The organism is Olsenella sp. DNF00959 (assembly GCF_001553055.1).
Taxonomy (GTDB): Bacteria; Actinomycetota; Coriobacteriia; order Coriobacteriales; family Atopobiaceae; genus Olsenella_I; species Olsenella_I phocaeensis.
In genome coordinates, this window is the sequence record NZ_KQ960128.1 from 116,960 (window position 1) to 133,449 (window position 16,490).

General features: G+C 66.9%; 19 protein-coding genes. 5 read left to right on the top strand and 14 right to left on the bottom strand.

Translation table 11 applies throughout. The features are described from left to right. Positions 1-148: 148 nt before the first annotated feature. From HMPREF1868_RS05435 to selD, 3 genes are all read right to left on the bottom strand, one after another. A complete protein-coding gene (locus HMPREF1868_RS05435; protein ID WP_062531108.1) occupies positions 149-1,285 on the bottom strand; it encodes an aminotransferase class V-fold PLP-dependent enzyme in 1,137 nt (378 codons plus the stop codon). A gap of 76 nt (positions 1,286-1,361) precedes the next feature. Next, positions 1,362-1,988: a sulfurtransferase-like selenium metabolism protein YedF gene (gene yedF / locus HMPREF1868_RS05440; RefSeq protein WP_082719552.1), complete on the bottom strand. Its 627-nt coding sequence runs from the start codon at positions 1,986-1,988 to the stop codon at positions 1,362-1,364. A 46-nt stretch (positions 1,989-2,034) separates the two neighbouring features. Then, positions 2,035-3,084 carry a selenide, water dikinase SelD gene (selD, locus tag HMPREF1868_RS05445; RefSeq protein ID WP_082719553.1) on the bottom strand — a complete coding sequence of 350 codons (1,050 nt, stop codon included), beginning with the start codon at positions 3,082-3,084 and terminating at the stop codon, positions 2,035-2,037. 140 nt (positions 3,085-3,224) lie between these two features. On the opposite strand from selD, the gene HMPREF1868_RS05450 reads away from it, so the two are divergent. After that, a complete protein-coding gene (locus HMPREF1868_RS05450; protein WP_062531112.1) occupies positions 3,225-3,467 on the top strand; it encodes a putative Se/S carrier protein in 243 nt (80 codons plus the stop codon). Between the two features lie 65 nt (positions 3,468-3,532). Here HMPREF1868_RS05450 and HMPREF1868_RS05455 read toward each other — a convergent pair whose 3' ends face one another. The 3 genes from HMPREF1868_RS05455 to HMPREF1868_RS05465 form a co-directional block, all read right to left on the bottom strand. Next, positions 3,533-4,489 (bottom strand): TDT family transporter, encoded by a 957-nt coding sequence (locus HMPREF1868_RS05455; RefSeq protein ID WP_062531114.1) that lies wholly within the window; start codon positions 4,487-4,489, stop codon positions 3,533-3,535. Further along, positions 4,482-5,051 (bottom strand): C-GCAxxG-C-C family protein, encoded by a 570-nt coding sequence (locus HMPREF1868_RS05460; protein ID WP_062531116.1) that lies wholly within the window; start codon positions 5,049-5,051, stop codon positions 4,482-4,484. The genes HMPREF1868_RS05455 and HMPREF1868_RS05460 overlap by 8 nt, the downstream gene beginning before the upstream one ends. Before the next feature lie 85 nt (positions 5,052-5,136). Continuing rightward, entirely contained in the window at positions 5,137-6,288 is a 1,152-nt protein-coding gene (locus HMPREF1868_RS05465; RefSeq protein ID WP_062531119.1) for an aminotransferase class V-fold PLP-dependent enzyme, read from the bottom strand. Positions 6,289-6,424: 136 nt separating this feature from the next. Between HMPREF1868_RS05465 and yedE the strand changes: the two genes are divergently transcribed. From yedE to HMPREF1868_RS05480, 3 genes are all read left to right on the top strand, one after another. Continuing rightward, positions 6,425-7,510, top strand: coding sequence for a YedE family putative selenium transporter (gene yedE, locus HMPREF1868_RS05470; protein ID WP_062531121.1), 1,086 nt, complete (start codon positions 6,425-6,427; stop codon positions 7,508-7,510). A gap of 73 nt (positions 7,511-7,583) precedes the next feature. Further along, entirely contained in the window at positions 7,584-7,787 is a 204-nt protein-coding gene (locus HMPREF1868_RS05475) for a sulfurtransferase TusA family protein (protein WP_062531123.1), read from the top strand. Then, positions 7,788-8,051, top strand: a complete 264-nt coding sequence (locus HMPREF1868_RS05480) for a putative Se/S carrier protein (RefSeq protein ID WP_231782266.1) — start codon at positions 7,788-7,790, stop codon at positions 8,049-8,051. A gap of 272 nt (positions 8,052-8,323) precedes the next feature. Here the strand turns inward: HMPREF1868_RS05480 and HMPREF1868_RS05485 are convergent, their stop codons facing one another. After that, positions 8,324-8,980: a cupin domain-containing protein gene (locus HMPREF1868_RS05485; RefSeq protein ID WP_062531125.1), complete on the bottom strand. Its 657-nt coding sequence runs from the start codon at positions 8,978-8,980 to the stop codon at positions 8,324-8,326. A 159-nt stretch (positions 8,981-9,139) separates the two neighbouring features. Then, positions 9,140-9,523 (bottom strand): winged helix-turn-helix transcriptional regulator, encoded by a 384-nt coding sequence (locus HMPREF1868_RS05490; RefSeq protein WP_231782267.1) that lies wholly within the window; start codon positions 9,521-9,523, stop codon positions 9,140-9,142. A gap of 159 nt (positions 9,524-9,682) precedes the next feature. On the opposite strand from HMPREF1868_RS05490, the gene HMPREF1868_RS05495 reads away from it, so the two are divergent. Next, positions 9,683-10,321, top strand: coding sequence for an NAD(P)-dependent oxidoreductase (locus tag HMPREF1868_RS05495; RefSeq protein ID WP_062531127.1), 639 nt, complete (start codon positions 9,683-9,685; stop codon positions 10,319-10,321). A 145-nt stretch (positions 10,322-10,466) separates the two neighbouring features. Here HMPREF1868_RS05495 and HMPREF1868_RS05500 read toward each other — a convergent pair whose 3' ends face one another. From HMPREF1868_RS05500 to HMPREF1868_RS05525, 6 genes are all read right to left on the bottom strand, one after another. After that, complete coding sequence (locus HMPREF1868_RS05500) at positions 10,467-11,258, bottom strand: DUF1295 domain-containing protein (RefSeq protein WP_062531129.1); 792 nt, start codon at positions 11,256-11,258, stop codon at positions 10,467-10,469. Between the two features lie 85 nt (positions 11,259-11,343). Continuing rightward, positions 11,344-12,321 (bottom strand): alcohol dehydrogenase catalytic domain-containing protein, encoded by a 978-nt coding sequence (locus tag HMPREF1868_RS05505; RefSeq protein WP_231782268.1) that lies wholly within the window; start codon positions 12,319-12,321, stop codon positions 11,344-11,346. 8 nt (positions 12,322-12,329) lie between these two features. Next, complete coding sequence (locus HMPREF1868_RS05510) at positions 12,330-13,079, bottom strand: ATP-binding cassette domain-containing protein (protein ID WP_062531133.1); 750 nt, start codon at positions 13,077-13,079, stop codon at positions 12,330-12,332. Further along, positions 13,076-14,623, bottom strand: coding sequence for an ABC transporter permease/substrate-binding protein (locus HMPREF1868_RS05515; protein ID WP_062531135.1), 1,548 nt, complete (start codon positions 14,621-14,623; stop codon positions 13,076-13,078). The genes HMPREF1868_RS05510 and HMPREF1868_RS05515 overlap by 4 nt, the downstream gene beginning before the upstream one ends. 7 nt (positions 14,624-14,630) lie before the next feature. Continuing rightward, a complete protein-coding gene (locus HMPREF1868_RS05520) occupies positions 14,631-15,242 on the bottom strand; it encodes a pyridoxamine 5'-phosphate oxidase family protein (protein WP_062531136.1) in 612 nt (203 codons plus the stop codon). Between the two features lie 186 nt (positions 15,243-15,428). Next, a complete protein-coding gene (locus HMPREF1868_RS05525) occupies positions 15,429-16,370 on the bottom strand; it encodes a magnesium transporter CorA family protein (RefSeq protein ID WP_062531138.1) in 942 nt (313 codons plus the stop codon). Positions 16,371-16,490 lie beyond the last annotated feature (120 nt).

A 16,490-nucleotide genomic window follows, 5' to 3' on the forward strand; every position in this document is an offset into this window, starting at 1 on the left:
GAGCAGAGAAAATCAAGGGCGATTTTGGAGTAGGTCCTCTCGCCAGCGGACCCATGCGGGGTGCAACCCGTACACAACTCGCCCCAGATGACGACTTTCTGTCACCTGGGGCGAGTTCTGAACGACCAAGTGAGAGGGGCGCCAGAACCTACGCAGCAAGTTCCCTCACCGCAGCGGCGGCGACGTCCACCTCGTCCTCCGTGTTGAAGTACGAGAAGCTGAAGCGGACCACGCCCTGCTCGACGGTGCCCAGGGCGCGATGCATGCGCGGGGCACAGTGCGCCCCCGGCCGGGTGGCGACGCCCCAACGCTGAGAGAGCTCGTCCGAGACGGCGGAGGAGCTGTAGTCGCGGACGTTGAGGGCGACGATGGCGCAGCGCTCGGCCTGCTCGAAGTCGCCGTAGACGCGGACGCCGGCCACGTCGCGGACGCCAGCCCAGAAGCGGCGCATCAGGGCGTCCTCGTGGGCGCGGACCTCGTCGACGCCCACCTCCTCCAGCCATCCCAGCGCGGCGGAGAGGCCCGCGATGCCGTGGCTGTTGAGCGTGCCAGCCTCCAGGCGGGTGGGGTACTCGTCGGGCTGCGTCTCGAGGAAGGACTTGACGCCCGTCCCGCCCACCTTGAGGGGAGCCATGTCGACGCCCTCCGCGAGGCAGAGGCCGCCCGTGCCCTGGGGTCCCATGAGCCCCTTGTGCCCGGTGAAGCAGACCACGTCGGCACCGAGCCTGCCCATGTCGACGTCGTGCGCGCCCGCGGTCTGGGAGGCGTCGAGGACCACCAGGGCGCCGTGGGCGTGGGCCACGTCGGCCACGCGCCTGACGTCCACCATGTTGCCCGTGACGTTGGAGCCGTGCGTCACGGCGACGAGGCGAGTTCCGTCGACCACCAGACGCTCGAGGGCCTCGTAGTCGAGCCGTCCCTGCCCGTCCGCCCCGGCGAAATCCAGGCGCACCCCGCGCTCGTCGCGCAGGCGGTAGAGGGGCCTCAGCACGGAGTTGTGCTCGAGGTCGGTGCTCACCACGTGGTCTCCGGGACGCACCAGGCCCATGAGGGCAAGGTTGAGGGCTTCGGTGGAGTTGGAGCAGAAGGCCACGTGGTCGGCCCATGGGCAGCCGAAGAGCCTGGCCAGGCGCTCGCGCGCCACGTAGTCCGCCCTCGTGGCAACGAGCGAGGCCTCGCTCGTGCCGCGAGATGCGTTGCCCATGCTCTGCAGGGCCTCGACCACGGCATCCACCACGACCTGGGGCTTGCGCATGGTGGTGGCGGCGTTGTCCAGGTAGATCACGGCTTCCTCCTCATACGGGTCGCCCCGCCCCCGGATGGACCGCGAGCGGGGCGACGACTGCTCGTTGCGCGCCTGGCTAGGGCCTGACCACGTGCGAGGCCTCCATCTGGCGCTGGGCGATGACGTACATGTTGGTAACATCGCCCACCTGGAGCTTCTCGGCGATGCCATAGAAGTTGAGGCAGGTGCCGCAGCTCAGGACCTCGACGCCGGCATCTACGAGGGCCTTGATGTCCTCGATGGAGTCGGAGCCCTCGGTGGTGAGCTTGACGCCGCCGTTGTAGAACAGGACGCACTTGGGGAGGACCTCCTGCTGGGTGAGGGCGTAGATGAAGCCCTTCATGAGGGTGCGGCCCAGCTCGTCGTCGCCCTCCCCCATGTGGTCCGCCGTGATGGCAACGACCACGCCGTTGCCGGGGGTGCAGCAGGCGTAGTCTGCGGGGTCGACGTCCTTGACGGCCTCGGCGCTGCCGGCGCCCACCTGGATGCTCACCTGCCAGCTGCCGTCTCCCCCGTCCTTGACCGATGAGGAGAGGCCCTTCTCGCCCGCGAACTTCTGGAGGTTCTTGACGGAGGTGAGGTTGTCGACGGAGGTCACGACGGTCGCGCCCTCGGCCGCAGCGGCCACGGCCTTCATGGTCTTGACCACGGGGATGGGGCAGGCGTCGCCGATGGCGTTGACGTCGATGATTTCATTGCTCATGTGATGCTTCCCTTCTTGGGACCTCCGTCCCAGTCGATTGTGACGGCTACGCGACGACCCTGACGAAGGGCTCCCCCTCGCCGCGGGCCACGAACTCTCCCACGCGTGCCGCCGAGACACCGGTCGCGCGGATGCGCGCCACCAGCTCGTCAGCCTGCTCGGGCGGCAAGGCGAACATCAGGCCGCCGGAGGACTGCGGGTCGAAGACGACCTCGGGAACCTCCTCGGCAAGTCCCTCGTCCACCTTCACGCGGTCCCCGAAGTAGTCCTCGTTGCGGTAGGCCCCGCCGGGGACTATGCCCATGCGAGCCATGTCGGCCGCGCTGTCGAAGAGCGGGACCGCCGAGTAGCTCAGGCGCACCGTGACGCCCGCGCCCTCGGCCATCTCGCAGAGGTGGCCCGCCAGGCCGAAGCCCGTCACGTCGGTGCAGCCGTGCACGTCGAAGTCGCGCGCGACCTCGGCCGCGTACTTGTTGAGGGTGCTCATCTCGCGATAGAGGTCGCCGAGCTCCGACTGCTCGAGCAGCTCGCCCTTGACGGCCGTGTTGAGGAGCCCCGAGCCCACGCGCTTGGTGAGCACGAGGGCATCGCCCGGGCGCGCGCCGCCGTTGGCCAGCACCTCGTCGGGACGCGCGAAGCCCATGACGCACATGCCGTACTTGGGCTCGTCGTCCGTGATGGTGTGGCCGCCCGCGATGGTGCAGCCCGCCTCCTTGGCCTTGTCCGCCCCGCCCCTCAGGATCTCCTCCGCGACGCTCACGTCGAGGCAGTTGGGGAAGCAGAGCAGGTTCATGGCCAGGGTGGGCGTGCCTCCCATGGCATAGACGTCCGAGAGCGCGTTCGCGGCGGCGATCTGGCCGAAGAGGTACGGGTCGTCGACCATCGGCGGGAAGAAGTCCACCGTGCTGATGAGCGCCGTGTCGTCGCTCACCTTGTACACGCAGGCGTCGTCCGAGCTGTCAAAGCCGATGAGCAGCCGTGGGTTGAACGTGTTGGGTAGGTCGCTCAGAACCTGAGCGAGGGCACCAGGTGCCATCTTGGCCGCTCAACCGGCCGCCTTGGTCATCTTGGTGAGCTGGACCTTCTTTGCCGTCATGGCCACCTCCTCCCCCTGCTCGTGCGCGGGGCGGCATGTCCGCCGCCAAAGGCTCCCGCGCGTAGAATGTCCTGGACCACGGCCCCCCTGGGGCACCCGTCCACGGAACCTCACCCCAGGCCGGCACAGGAAGGAACGACATGCCCCTCTCCGCTCCCAGGGATACCCTCATAGTAGCGTTCGACCGCACGACCGACGCGATGGCGATGGAGGCCGCCTGCAGGCGCGACGGCGTGCCGGGCAGGCTCATCCCCATGCCGCCCCAGATATCCGCCGGCTGTGGCATGGTCTGGAAGGCGGACCCCGCCGACGAGGCACTGGTCATGGACGAGATGCGGGAGCTGGGGCTCAGCCCCAGCTCCCTGCACCGCATCATGGTCTAGGCGAGAGGACCATCCGCTGCGGGCCGTCCCGGCCGAACGCCTGCGGCGGCGATGCTGCACCGCACCTAGGTCTTCGCCGGGGCCTCCTTCTGTCCCTCGCCGTCCCCTGCCTCGTCCGCCGAGAGGACGAACATGACGTATCGCACGAGGGCGTAGACGAGGAGCAGCGTGGCGATGACGGTCTCGACCAGGACGGGCAGCTGCAGCCAGGGCGCGGGCGAGCCGATCTTGGCCAGGCAGGCCATGGTCTGCTTCAGGGCCGTCGCCGTGATGACGAGGGGGAAGGTGTATGTCGCGAAGCTGGGGGCGAACTTCCTCGCCGCGAGCAGGCGGGGCAGCTGGGTGAGCACGCCCAGGAAGATTACGCTGGCGACGACCTCCATGAGGACGAGGAAGCCCACGCTCTTGGGAGTCACGGACTGCACGTAGCCCACGACGCAGAGGCTCGCGGGAGCCGTGCAGATGCACAGCACCGGACGAGCGGGGACCGGCGGCTCACCCACGCGGAGGTAGCGCAGTGCCACCGCGACGGAGACGAGCACGAAGGTGACGACGCCGAACCAGAAGGCGACCGTCCCCACGTCGGCCCTGCCCATGGCGGGGGCGGTGATCGATGCCGCGACGATGCCCACATAGACGATGTACCAGCTGGGGAAGACCTGCTTCAGCTGGAAGTGCAGCACGTAGCGGGCGGTGAACCACACGATGAGCGCCAGGTGCAGGGCGAGGCCCAGGTACCAGAGGAGGTAGCCCAGGGGCTCAAGCACCGGCTTGGCGTAGCCCGCGAGCAGCAGGAGCGCCATGGGGAAGGTGCCCGCGATGCTGGCGAGCATGGGGTTGGCCATGTCGCGCCTGAAGTCCTCGGGGTACAGCGCGACCTTCGCCACCAGGACGATTCCCATCACGGTGGCGAGGATCCCGCAGACCATGCGGATGGGCTCGCCATAGCTCTGGAGCAGGTTTCCCAGGCCGACCAGCCCCAGCATCACACCGGAGAGCGGCAGGGGAACCCTCCTAAGCAACAGTGGCCTCCTTCTTGATGGCGACGACGTCCTCGATCTTCTGGCGCTCGAAGGGCTCGCTTCCCTCGCCGTCGAGGTTGGTCACGCCCTCCTCGCGGCAGACGATGCTGGCAACCTTCCAGGCGCAGAGTCCGGTGTAGTAGATGCACTGCTCCTTGTGGCCGCCCTTGCCCATGTCGAACTCGCGAGTGAGGACGCGGCAGCAAAGGGCATGCTTGCCGTTGTTGTCGCGGAACCAGTCGTGGAGCTCGTGGGTGAGGCTCATGCACCTGACGACCTTGGGGTCCTGCGGGCCGTTCTGCTCGGTGCGCCCGTAGAGCAGGCCGAGGGCGGCAACGCCCCCGTTGGCCGCGCCGCACATGCAGCCGGACTTGCCCACGCCCACCGACATGCCCGAGACCATGGTGATGACCTGCTCGGACACGTCGAGCTTGAAGCAGTCGCGAATGGCGCACATGACTGCCTCGTCGCAGAAGTAGCCGCCCTTGTAGTAGCCCTCCGCCAGGCGCTGGACCTCGTGGGGGCTCACCTCCTGCATGTTGATCCTGACGTTCGTAGCCATGATGAAGCTCCTCTCCTTGAACGCTCTGTATGGCTATGCGTCACCTAGGCCCGAGGGGCTGGGATTCACCGGGTTCGCATGTCAGCTACAAGATGTCTCGAAGCGCCTCTAGCGCGGCATCCACCTCTTCGGCCGTGTTGAAGTAGCCGAACGAGAAGCGAATGGTGCCGCTGGGGTAGGTCCCCAATGTCTTGTGCGCGGACGGGGCGCAGTGTAACCCCACGCGGACCATGATTCCATAGTCGGAATCCAACTTTTTTGCGACGGTCGCCTCGTCGTCGCCAGGCGTCTGGATGGACACGACGGCGGTGCGCCCCTCGCTGCCACGCCTTCCGACCAGCCTTGCGACGCCCCTCTCCTCCAGGGGGGCCAGTCCCTCCATGAAGCGTTCCGCGAGCGCCATCTCGTGCCGATGGATAACGTCGATGCCCGTCTTTGCGATCCAGCCCAGGGCGGCATGCAGGCCAAAGATGCCCGGCAGGTTCTGGGTGCCCGCCTCCAGGCGGTCGGGAAGGAAGTCGGGGAGCTCCTCGCTGTGGCTGACGCTCCCCGTGCCGCCAGAGACGAGGGGCTCGAGCTCCAGGCCCAGCCCCTCGGCCAGCACGAGCCCGCCTATGCCCTGGGGACCCATGAGGCCCTTGTGGCCGGTGAAGGCCACGGCGTCCGCGTGCAGCTCGCCCACGTCTATGGGGAGCACGCCCGCGGTCTGCGCGCTGTCGAGGAAGAAGCGGATGCCGTGCTCCCGGCAGAAGGCGCCCAGCTCGTGCGCGGGCATGACGGTGCCGCAGACGTTGCTCGCGTGCGTCATGACCACGGCCCGGGTGGCCGGCGTGAGGCAGGACTCGAGGGAGCCGAGGTCAAGCGCACCCTCGGCGTCGCAGCGTGCGCGGGTGAAGCTCGCGCCACATCGCTCCAGCTGGCGCAGGGGGCGCATGACGGCGTTGTGCTCCATGGACGAGACGATCACGTGGTCCCCGGGTCGCAGGTAGCCCTTGAGCAGGACGTTGAGGGACTCCGTCACGTTCTTGGAGAAGACCACGTTGGCGCAGTCCGAGCCGCCGAAGAGCCTGCAGAGTCGCTCGCGCGTCTCGAAGACGACCTGCTCGGTGCCATAGGCATCCTGGTAGGCTCCGCGTCCCACGTTGGTGCCCACGTGGGCGAGGTAGTCGTACACCGCCTGGGCCACACAGGGTGGCTTGGGGAAGGTCGTGCTCCCGTTGTCGAGGTAGATGCCCATGTCTTCCGTTCACCCCTGTACGCGTGACGCTGGCGGAAAAGGTTCAGCAAACTCAAACATTGTCAGCATACGGTAAAAAATCGTTATTCGTCTATAAAGACAACGCTCGTGAGAAGACGACGGAAAGGAGACGAACGTGGACGCAAAGAGTGAGAAGACGGCGATCGTTGTGGGAGGCGCGGTGATCGGCGTCATCGCGTCGCTCCTCGTGTACTTCGGCAACCCCGGCAACATGGGCTTCTGCATCGCCTGCTTCATGCGCGACACCGCAGGCGCCTTGGGCCTCGACTCAGCGGCCGCGGTCCAGTACATCCGCCCCGAGATCATCGGCCTGATCCTGGGCAGCACGGTCATGGCAGTCGCGAACAAGGAGTTCGCCCCCAAGGGTGGAAGCGCCCCCGTCACCCGCTTCGTGCTGGGCTTCTTCGCGATGGTCGGCGCCCTCGTATTCCTGGGCTGCCCCTTCCGCATGATCCTGCGCCTCGCCGGCGGCGACCTCAACGCCATCTGGGGCGTCGTGGGGTTCGCGCTGGGCATCGCCTGCGGCGTCGTGTTCCTCAACCGCGGCTACAGCCTGGCACGGTCGCACAAGATGGGCGTCGTCGAGGGCTCCGTCATGCCCGTCATCGCCGTCGTGCTCCTGGTGCTGCTCATCGCCGCGCCCGAGTTCATCCACTTCACCGAGGCCGGCAAGGGCCCCGGCGCCCTGCACGCCGCTGTGGGCATCAGCCTCGTCGCCGGTCTCGTGGTAGGCGCGATCGCCCAGCGCACCCGTCTCTGCATGGTGGGCGGCATCCGCGACCTGATCCTCTTCCGCGACAGCAAGCTCATCCTGGGCTTCGTCGCCGTCTTCGTCGCCGCCCTGTTGACCAACCTCGTGCTCACCGGCGTGACCCCCGGCACCTTCTTCAAGCTCGGCTTCGCCGACCAGCCCATCGCCCACACCGACGCGCTCTGGAACGCCCTCGGCACCTTCCTGCTGGGCCTCTCCTGCGTGCTCCTGGGCGGCTGCCCCCTGCGCCAGACGGTCCTCTCGGGCGAGGGCAACTCCGACAGCACCATCACCATCCTGGGCCTCGTCGCCGGCGCCGCCTTCTGCCACAACTTCGGCCTCGCCTCCAGCGGCTCCGGCCCCACCTTCAACGGCATGGTCGCCACGGTCCTGGGCATCGTCGTGGTCCTGGCGATCGCCTATGCCAACAGCCTCTCGCGCAGCGAGTAACCCACGCAGCACGTGCCAGCGCGCCCGGTCGCGACACAGCTCCGACCGGGTCACAGCCTAAGATAGGAGAACCATGAAGACCATTGACGCACGCGGGCTTTCCTGCCCCGAGCCCGTCGTACTCACCCGCAACGCCCTGCGCGACGAGGCGGAGCTCGAGGTGCTGGTCGACAGCCCCGCCCCGCGTGAGAACGTCTCGCGCTTCGCCCGCAGCCAGGGTTGCGCCGTCGAGGTCGCCGACGCCGAGGACGGCTGGCGCATCTCGATCAAGCGCTAGATGGCCGCCCAGATGCGCCTCGTCGTCACCTTCGTCTCGCACTTCGCGGCCATGCGCTTCCGCGGCCTCTGCCAGAAGGCGGGATGGGAGGTGGAGCTCATGCCCGTGCCGCGCTCGCTCAGCAGCAGCTGCGGCACCTGCGCGAGCTACGTCCCCGGCACCGCCGAGGAGCTGCTCCCGGTGGGAGCCAAGGAGGACGAGCTCGAGCTCGTGGCGCGCGAGGCGGACGGAGGCTTCGACGTCGTCTGGAGGCACGAGGGCTAGGCTGCACGGCGACACGTCTGGGTCCTGGTGGCATGCCCGGGCCTTACGACGCCCCCCATCTTGCAGACGTGGACGGAATTGGCGCCAGATCGTCTCGCCTGTGTCCACGAAGGCAAGATCCACCCACGAGCCGCACCCACAAACCGCACCCACGAGCCGCGACAAAGAACCACCGCACCCACGGCGAAGACCCATCTACTGCAATGCGGCCCGGCCAGGCGAGAGGATCCTCGCTTGGCCGGGCCGCAACATGTACAGGGGCGGAATCTCCCCTACTGCTCCAGAGTCAGGAGCAGCGCCATCTTGAAGCGCTTGTCCGCGCGCACGTAGTGGCGTCCGCCCGCGTCGAACTTGAAGTTCTCTCCGGCGTGGATGAGGTGCTCCTCTCCCTCGTAGCCGATGGTCGCCTCGCCGTCCAAGGCAAAGACGATGGCCTCTCCCGGAGCGGAATGCTCGCTGAGCCCCTGGCCCGCATCGAAGCTCATGAGGGCGAGCTTCATCCCCGCGTTGTGCGCGAGGTCCATGTTCACGATCGACCCGTTCTGGTAGGGCAGGAGGTCGGCCAGCCTGAGGACCTCCCCCGCCTTGAGCACCTCGTTCATCCGCGCTTCCCTTCCTACGTTCACCTCTACGTACCCGCACCCGACCCCCGTCCGCACGCCCACGGGCACGTCGACGGGGGTGACGGCGAGCTCGCCGGCCCCGAGGGTGGTCGCCTCTCCCCCACTGACATAGAGCTCGAGCGAGCCGCCCTGCACGAGCACCAGCTTGGGCGTCGTATAGCTTTCTGCGCTGATGTCCGTGCCCGCCGCGAGGGCGAAGCCCAAGGGCGCACCGTCGGACCGTGCGAGCTTGGAGGAGACCGTGCATCCCGGAGGGGCCACGAGTTCCTTCGCAAGCGAGAAGGTCCTACCTGCCTCTATGTCCATGTGCCTCAGCTCCCATATGACTTGGCTCCCTGGTCTTTCCGCACGCTGGGAGTCTGCCCGTTTCGCGCCAAATGATACGCTGACAGGGGCATATTTTTCGCACTTAGCCCGGGCGCGCGGGGCGCGGGCCAAGCCCTATCGCGGCAGTCACGCCGGCAGCTAACTCAGCCCGGACGCGCGCCCTCGGTATGCCTCGCCCCAGCCTCGCATGGCATCGATGACTGGCCCCAGGCTCCGCCCCAGTTCCGTGAGGCCGTACTCGACGCGCGGCGGGACCTCAGGGTACACGCGGCGCACCACGAGCCCGTGCTCCTCCATGTCGCGCAGGTTGGTGGTGAGCACCTTCTGGGAGATGTCTCCCACGGAACGCCGCAGCTCCCCGAAGCGACGGGAGCCCCCCAGAAGGTCGCGCAGGATGAGCAGGCGCCACTTGCTGCCTATGAGCTGGGCCGTAGTCTCGACGGGACAGGCAGGAAGGTCCTCCAGACGCGGACGGACGTCGTTGCGATGTTCCACGTAGGGCTCCTGCATTGTTGCGATCATGAAAGATTCTCCCTTCTTGTCTGTGCACGTAAAGACTATTAGTTACTTATTGTAACCTATGATACGTAAAGGTTCCTACTTACCGATTAATTGCAGACATCCTGGCATAGGGCACGCAAGAAGGAAAACGGGCATCACGCCAGACGGGAGATATGGACCATGAAGAAGAACATCGCAGTCGTGGCGGCGGACGGCCGCGTGGCGCGCAAGGTCATCACCGAGGCCATGGGTCGCGGTTGGGACGTCACCGCCTTCGGCCGCAGGGACCACAACAGCGGAGACGCGCAGACCTACGTCAAGCGCGACATCTTCGACCTCACGGCCGAGGACCTCGCAGGCTTCGACGCGGTCGTGGACGCCTTCGGCGCCCACACGCCCGAGACCCTGCCCCTGCACTCGACCACCCTCAAGCACCTGCTCGACCTCCTGAGCGGCACCGACGTGCGCCTGGTCGTCGTGGGAGGCGCGGGCTCCCTCTACGTGGACCACGAGCACAAGGTGCAGCTCTATCAGACGCCGGACTTCCCCGACGCCTTCAAGCCCACGGCCCTGGCCCAGGTCAAGACCCTGGACGAGATCCGCGGGCGCGACGACGTGAGATGGACCTTCATCTCGCCCGCGGGCGACTTCCAGGCCGACGGCGAGCGCACCGGCTCCTACATCCTGGGCGGGGAGGAGCTGACGCTCAACGGGCGCGGCGAGTCCACCATCAGCTATGCCGACTTCGCCCTGGGCCTCGTGGACGAGATCGAGTCGGGCGACCACATCCGGCAGCGCATCTCGTTCGTGCGCAAGTGAGCCGCCCGCGACCGGACGTCTGAGCCCGGAACCGCGCGGACGGATTGAACGACCAGCCCTGGGCATCGCTACATGACGGAGCCCCAGGGCTGGTCGTTTGCACGTGGCGTATTTTGCACGTGGCGCAGTTTGCACGGAGGCCAGGCTAGCCCTTGAGCCACTCGTAGCGCTCGACGCTGTAGAGCGGGACGAAGGGCAGGATGATGGGCACGCGCCTCACGTAGGCCTGGTACTCTGGGTCGTCGCCGTAGTTCTTGTTCTGGCGGATCTCGAGCCGGCGGGCGCCGCCGAACATCACGTAGGCGATGGCGAGGTAGCCCGCGATTGCCGCAAGCCACTGCCAGGGGCCATGGAGGGCCGTCACGCCCGACACGAAGACGCCCGTCCAGCAGAGGAGCTCTCCCAGGTAGTTGGGGCAGCGCACGAAGGAGAAGAGGCCCTTGTCGCAGAAGCGGCGGGGGTCCAGGCGCTTCTGGGCGCTCTTTTGGAGGTCCGCGGCGGACTCCAGCACGATGCCCACGAGCATGACTGCCGCGCCCACGACGGTCAGGGCGTCGAAGCCCGCGCGCGCCTGCAGGCGGAAGAGCACGGGAGAGACCTGGCAGACGTACATGAGGGCCACCGTCGCCCAGACGAGCGCCTGAACGGGCCTTGACAGGCCGGACCCGTCGTTGGCCTGCGTCGCCATGACCTTGTTGTAGGCGGCACTGCGACGCTCCCGCAGCAGCAGGTAGACGCCCAGCCTGAGGCCATAGGCCACGAGGAGCAGGCACATGAGGAGCGAGACGGGGTTGGCCGCGGGGCCAAAGCTCACGAGCAGCGCCACGCCCAGGGCAGCGATGGAGAAGCCGTAACCCAGCGAGATGAACCAGACGAACTTGCGGAACCCGATGGAGCTCACGACGAGCGCGAGCAGGAACAGCAGCAGAAAGCCCATGCGACACACTTCCGACGATTTTTGACCTGACGTCGAAACAGTATGCCCCTTCTGCTGGCGTGCGAGTCCCGGACGCCTTCCGTTCCTAGTCGTTCACCACGACGACCTTCCCAAAGCCCCTCTCGCCCTCGAGGAAGGAGTGGGCCTCGGCCATGTGGAAGAGCGTGAATACGCGCACAGGTGCAACGTCCAGCTTGTGGACCTCCACGAAGGAGAGAAGCTCGTCCAGGCGGCCCTGGTCCACGTTGCCCGAATAGAAGCTCGTGAGGTAGCCGTTGGGCGGAAGGTCGACGATGGGGTCGAAGCCGTCCATGTACCACACGCCGCCGAGCTGGCCCGTGCTGCAGACGATGCCACCCCCGCGCAGGTGCAGGCAGCTGTCCTGGAGCGTCGCGGGACCTATGAGCTCGAGCACACGGTCGAGCGGACGACCCTCCAGGCGCAGGCGCCCACCCTCATCGAGCACGGCCTCATCGAAGCCCTCCTCGAGCAGAGCTGCCATCCTCGTCGTCGTCCTCGTGCTCCCCAGGAGCCGCAGATGCGGAAGCGCCGCCCGCGCGAGACGCGCGAACGCGATGCCCACCCCACTCGTCGCGCCCCTGACGAGCACGGTCTGCCCATCCTCCAGGCGCAGGTTTCCAAGCGACCCGAAGGCGGTGTAGTAGGTTTCGGGTATCGCGGCAAGCAGTTCCCAGGGAAGCGACGACTCCACGGGATAGGCCTGGTCGTTGGGGATGAGCGCATACTCGGCGTAGCTGCCGTCAAAGGCGCGTCCCATCTCGCCCATGAGGGAGACGACGCGTTGGCCCACGGGCAGGCGGACCTCATCCGTGCTGATGGCGACCTCGCCCACGCACTCGATGCCCAGCACGCGAGGGAAGCGCACCGAGGGCGAGAGCCCCTTGCGCGTGAAGACCTCGGAGTGGTTGAGGCCACGGGCCATGACGTGCACGAGTGACCAGCCTGGACGCGGCTCCGGAACCGGAAGCTCCTCCTCCACCAGCCTCTCCGGTCCTCCCGGCTTGCGAATGACGATCGCCCTCATCGTGTCTGGCACCCTCATGGGTCCCCCTATCTGCTCGCGACCAGCTGGCGAACGAAGTCGGTGGCGGGATGCCTCACGAGCTCGTCGGGCTCGTCATATTGCTGCAGCACGCCTCCGTCTACCACCGCGATTCGCGTCGCGAGGCGCAGGGCCTCACCTATGTCATGCGTCACGAAGACGACGGTGATGCCCGTCTCGTCGAAGATGCGCCTCAGCTCGCGTTGAAGCTGGGAGCGCGTGATGGCATCCACCGCTCCGAAGGGCTCGTCCATGAGCAGGATGTCCGGCGAGGCCGCAAGGGCGCGCGCTATGCCCACGCGCTGCTGCTGCCCACCCGAGAGCTCGTCGGGGTAGCGGTCCAGCAGCCCCTCGTCGAGGCCTACGATGGCCATCCACTTGCGGACAGCCCCCCTCGTCCGCTCGCGGTCATCCCCGTTCCACAGGCGGGGGACGTAGGAGATGTTCTCCTCCACGTTCATGTGGGGAAAGAGCACGCTGCCCTGGATGGCGTAGCCAATGTTGCGCCTGAGAAGAACGAGGTCCTGTCCGCGCACGTTGCGACCGTCCACGATGACGTTGCCAGAGCTCGGCTCGACCAGGCCGTTGACCATCTTGAGGAGAGTGGTCTTGCCGCCGCCCGACGATCCGATGAGACAGACGAACTCCCCACGGCCTATGTCCAGGGAGACGTCGTCGACCACGACCTTTCCCTCGTACTCCTTGCTGACGTGCTCGAAGCGTATGGCGACGTCCCTCTCTTCGACAAGCTCGCTCATTGCAGCAGGCCCTTCCTCTCGAGGAACTCGCGGGCGACGTCCTCGGGCTCCCTGCCCTCGCCCTCGACCGCGTGGTTCATGGCCGACATGTCCTCGTCCGTGATGGTGTCGTCGAGCTTCGAGAGGATCTGGCGAAGCTCGGGGTGCTCCTCCAGCACCTGGCTGCGCACCACGTTTCCGCAGAGGTAGGAGGAGAAGAAGCGTCTGTCGTCCACGAGGACCACGGCGTCGGACGTGCTCAGCTGGCCGTCCGTGGTGAACACGACCATGGCGTCTATCTGGCCCTCGGCGAGCGCCTGGTACTTGAGGCCTATGTCCAGGTCCATGGTCTTACCGAAGCTCATGCCATAGTCGTCGCACAGCGCCCGGTAGCCGTCCTCGCGCTCGAAGAAGTCGTACTCTGCCCCCAACCTCAGCTGACCGGCAACGTGCGCGAGGTCGGAGTAGCTGCTGATGCCATAGCGCTCGGCGACCTCCCTGCGCACCACCAGGCCATAGGTGTCGTTGAAGCCGTACATGCCCAGCCACTCGAAGCCGAGCCTGTCCGCGTATTCCTGCCGCAGCTGGTCGAAGAGCCCCTCGGAGTAGGCTCCCTCCTTCTTGAGCACGGCGTTCCAGGCGGTGCCCGTGTACTCGGGGTAGATGTCAAACTCACCGGACTCCATGGCGGGCTCGATATTGGAGGTGCCGCCGCCCACGCCTTCGGTGAGCTCGACGGTGAGGCCGCTGTCATGCTCGATGAGGTCCTTGAGCATGTATCCCATGACGTATTGCTCGGTCATGGGCTTCGTGGCGACGCGAATGGCGGGGCTCGTGGCAGGAGCCAACGCGCGCACGACGCCCACGAGCGCTCCGACGACCACGACGGCGGCAAAGGTGGCGGCCATCCTCCTGTTGGTCGCCCTCCCCTCGGTGCCGCGCATGCCCACCCTGCGCTCCACGAAGCCCAGCACCATGTCGACGAGCAGGGCGAGCAGGGCCGTAAGCAGGCTGCCGTCCATCGTCATGGCGGCGTTGTTGGTGGTGATGCCCCGGTAGATGGCCACGCCGAGCCCACCCGCTCCGATGAACGAGGCGATGCCCGCCAGGGCGATGGTCATGGTCGCCATGCTGCGTATGCCACTCATCACGTAGGGCAGGGCGAGGGGCAGCTTTACGCGCCGCATGGTCTGCCCGTCGGTCGAGCCCATGCCGCGGGCCGCCTCGATGAGCGTGGGGTCTATGTTGCTGAGACCGGTGTAGGTCGCCCGCACCATGGGGAGCAGCGCATACATGGTGAGGGTGATGACCGCCGTGACGTTGCCCACTCCCGAGAAGGGGATGAGGAAGCCCAAGAGGGAGATGGAGGGGATGGTGTAGAGGAAGTTGACCAGGGCGAGCGAGGGCTTCGCCATGCGCTGGTGCTCCGCCATGAGGCCACCGAAGAGGCCGCCCAGGACGAGCGCCACCGCGATGGCAACGCCGGATATCGCGAGGTGCTCGAGTGCCAGTTGGGCGAAGAAGTCGCGACGCTCCGCGAGCAGGCTCCACATGGACGCGATCATGCTGCTCCTATCTGCGTTCGATGGCCGAGACGGGGCAGAGCTCGAAGCAGCGGCCGCAACGCAGGCAGGCCTCCTGGCGGATGAGGAAGGGCTCCCCCGCCTCGATGCACTTCTGGGGACACGGCCTTTGGCAGCTGCCACAGCCCATGCAGGCGTCCGTGATTTGGAAGCCCCTCTCACGCACGGCGCCGCCGCCCAGGGCCAAGCTCTGCCTGAAGACGGGCTCGCGACCCAAGTCGAAGAGCTCCAGCTCGCCGGAGTCGAGGAAGAATGCCTCGAGGACGTAGCGACTCTCGCCAGGATACACGCCCTCCATGGAGGGGTTCTGCTCGAAGATGCGGTCTATCGTCTGCCTCTGGAGGGCATCGGGAAGGCGCTTCGCCTCGCCGCTGAGGCGTACGGACTGCCACTGTCCGTTGAGGCCGGCTATCGCCACCTGCGGGAAGCGCAGCAGCTGAGCATGGAAGTCCTTGCCGCGCGCGGTGCAGAAGTAGAGCCTGCCGTCCTCCACGAGCATCACATCTATGACGCGAACCTGTGGAAGTCCCCTCTCGTCCACCGTCGCGAAGCAGACGTCCCGCATGTCCCTCAGCATCTGAAGCAGCTCCGTGGCCTGCATCTCTCCCCCGTTCCAAGGTCCTCCCCTGGGTACGATTCTCCTGCCTGCACGTCGTGGCGGGAAGTAGGCACCTTTGGGTAAGCATGAGAGAGAGGATCGGTCGCGTCGAGGGCGGCGGAGCCGGCGAAACCCATGGAGAGGGACCTTCGGCGTGACGGTCCAGGTCGTGACGGACCTGCAACGCGCCTAGAAGACGCGCCTCTTCTTGAGCAGCCACATGATGAGCACGCAGACGAGGGCTGTGACGACGCAGATTATGGTGAAGCCATGCGTCACGTTGGCGAGCGGCATCCACTCGTCGCTCACGTTCATGCCATAGAAGCCCGAGACGATGGTGGGGATAGAGAGGACGACCGTTATCACCGTGAGGCGTCGCATCACGTCGTTGAGGCGCAGGTCCATGACGGACGACATGAGGTCGCGCGTGCCGTCGATCACGTTACGGTAGATCTGGGCCATCTCGAGTGCCTGCTGGTGCTCCACGATGGCGTCCTCGAGGAGTTCGTCCAGACCCTCGTGGCGCAAGAGCCGCGGGCAGCGCCTGAGCCTTCCCAGGGCGTTGGCGTTTCCCTGCAGGGAGGTGGAGAGGTACACCAGCGAGGACTCGAGCCCATGGAGGGAGAAGAGGTCGGCCTCGCTGATGGAGCGGTCCATGCGGCCCTCGAGCGCGAGGCGACGACGGTCGATGTCTGCCAGGACCTGCTGGTAGAAGACGCCCAGGCGCAGGAGGATGGTGCAGACGAAGCGACTGTGCCTCCAGGTGGAGAAGCCCCTCACCTTGCCGGACGAGAAGTCGTCCAGGAGCGCGAAGCGCTCGGAGCAGATGGTGATCACGTTGGACTTGGTGAGGATGATGCAGAGGGGCACGGTGTTGCGGGCGCGCTCGCCGTGGGTCTCCCCCGCCGAGGGGACGTCGACGAGGATGAGCAGGGAGTCGTCCTCGTACTCGACGCGCGCCTTCTCCTCGGGGTCGGTGGCAGCGAGGACGTCGTCGCGCTCGAGGCCGAAGGTCCTAGCGACGAGGTCGACCTCGTCGAGCGTGGGCGCGCAGAGGCGGACCCACGCGCCGTCCCCCATGTCTTCCACGCGGGAGGTCACGCGATTCTCGGTGCGATATGCCTCGATCACGCTTCCTCCCCCGGACTCACGGCCTGGCCCTGCATCCAGTCGAGCCTAGCACAGGACGCGCCCCCGACCGGAGATGCTCCGACAGGGGGCGCGGCGGTCGGCCGCGAGCGAGCAGCCGGC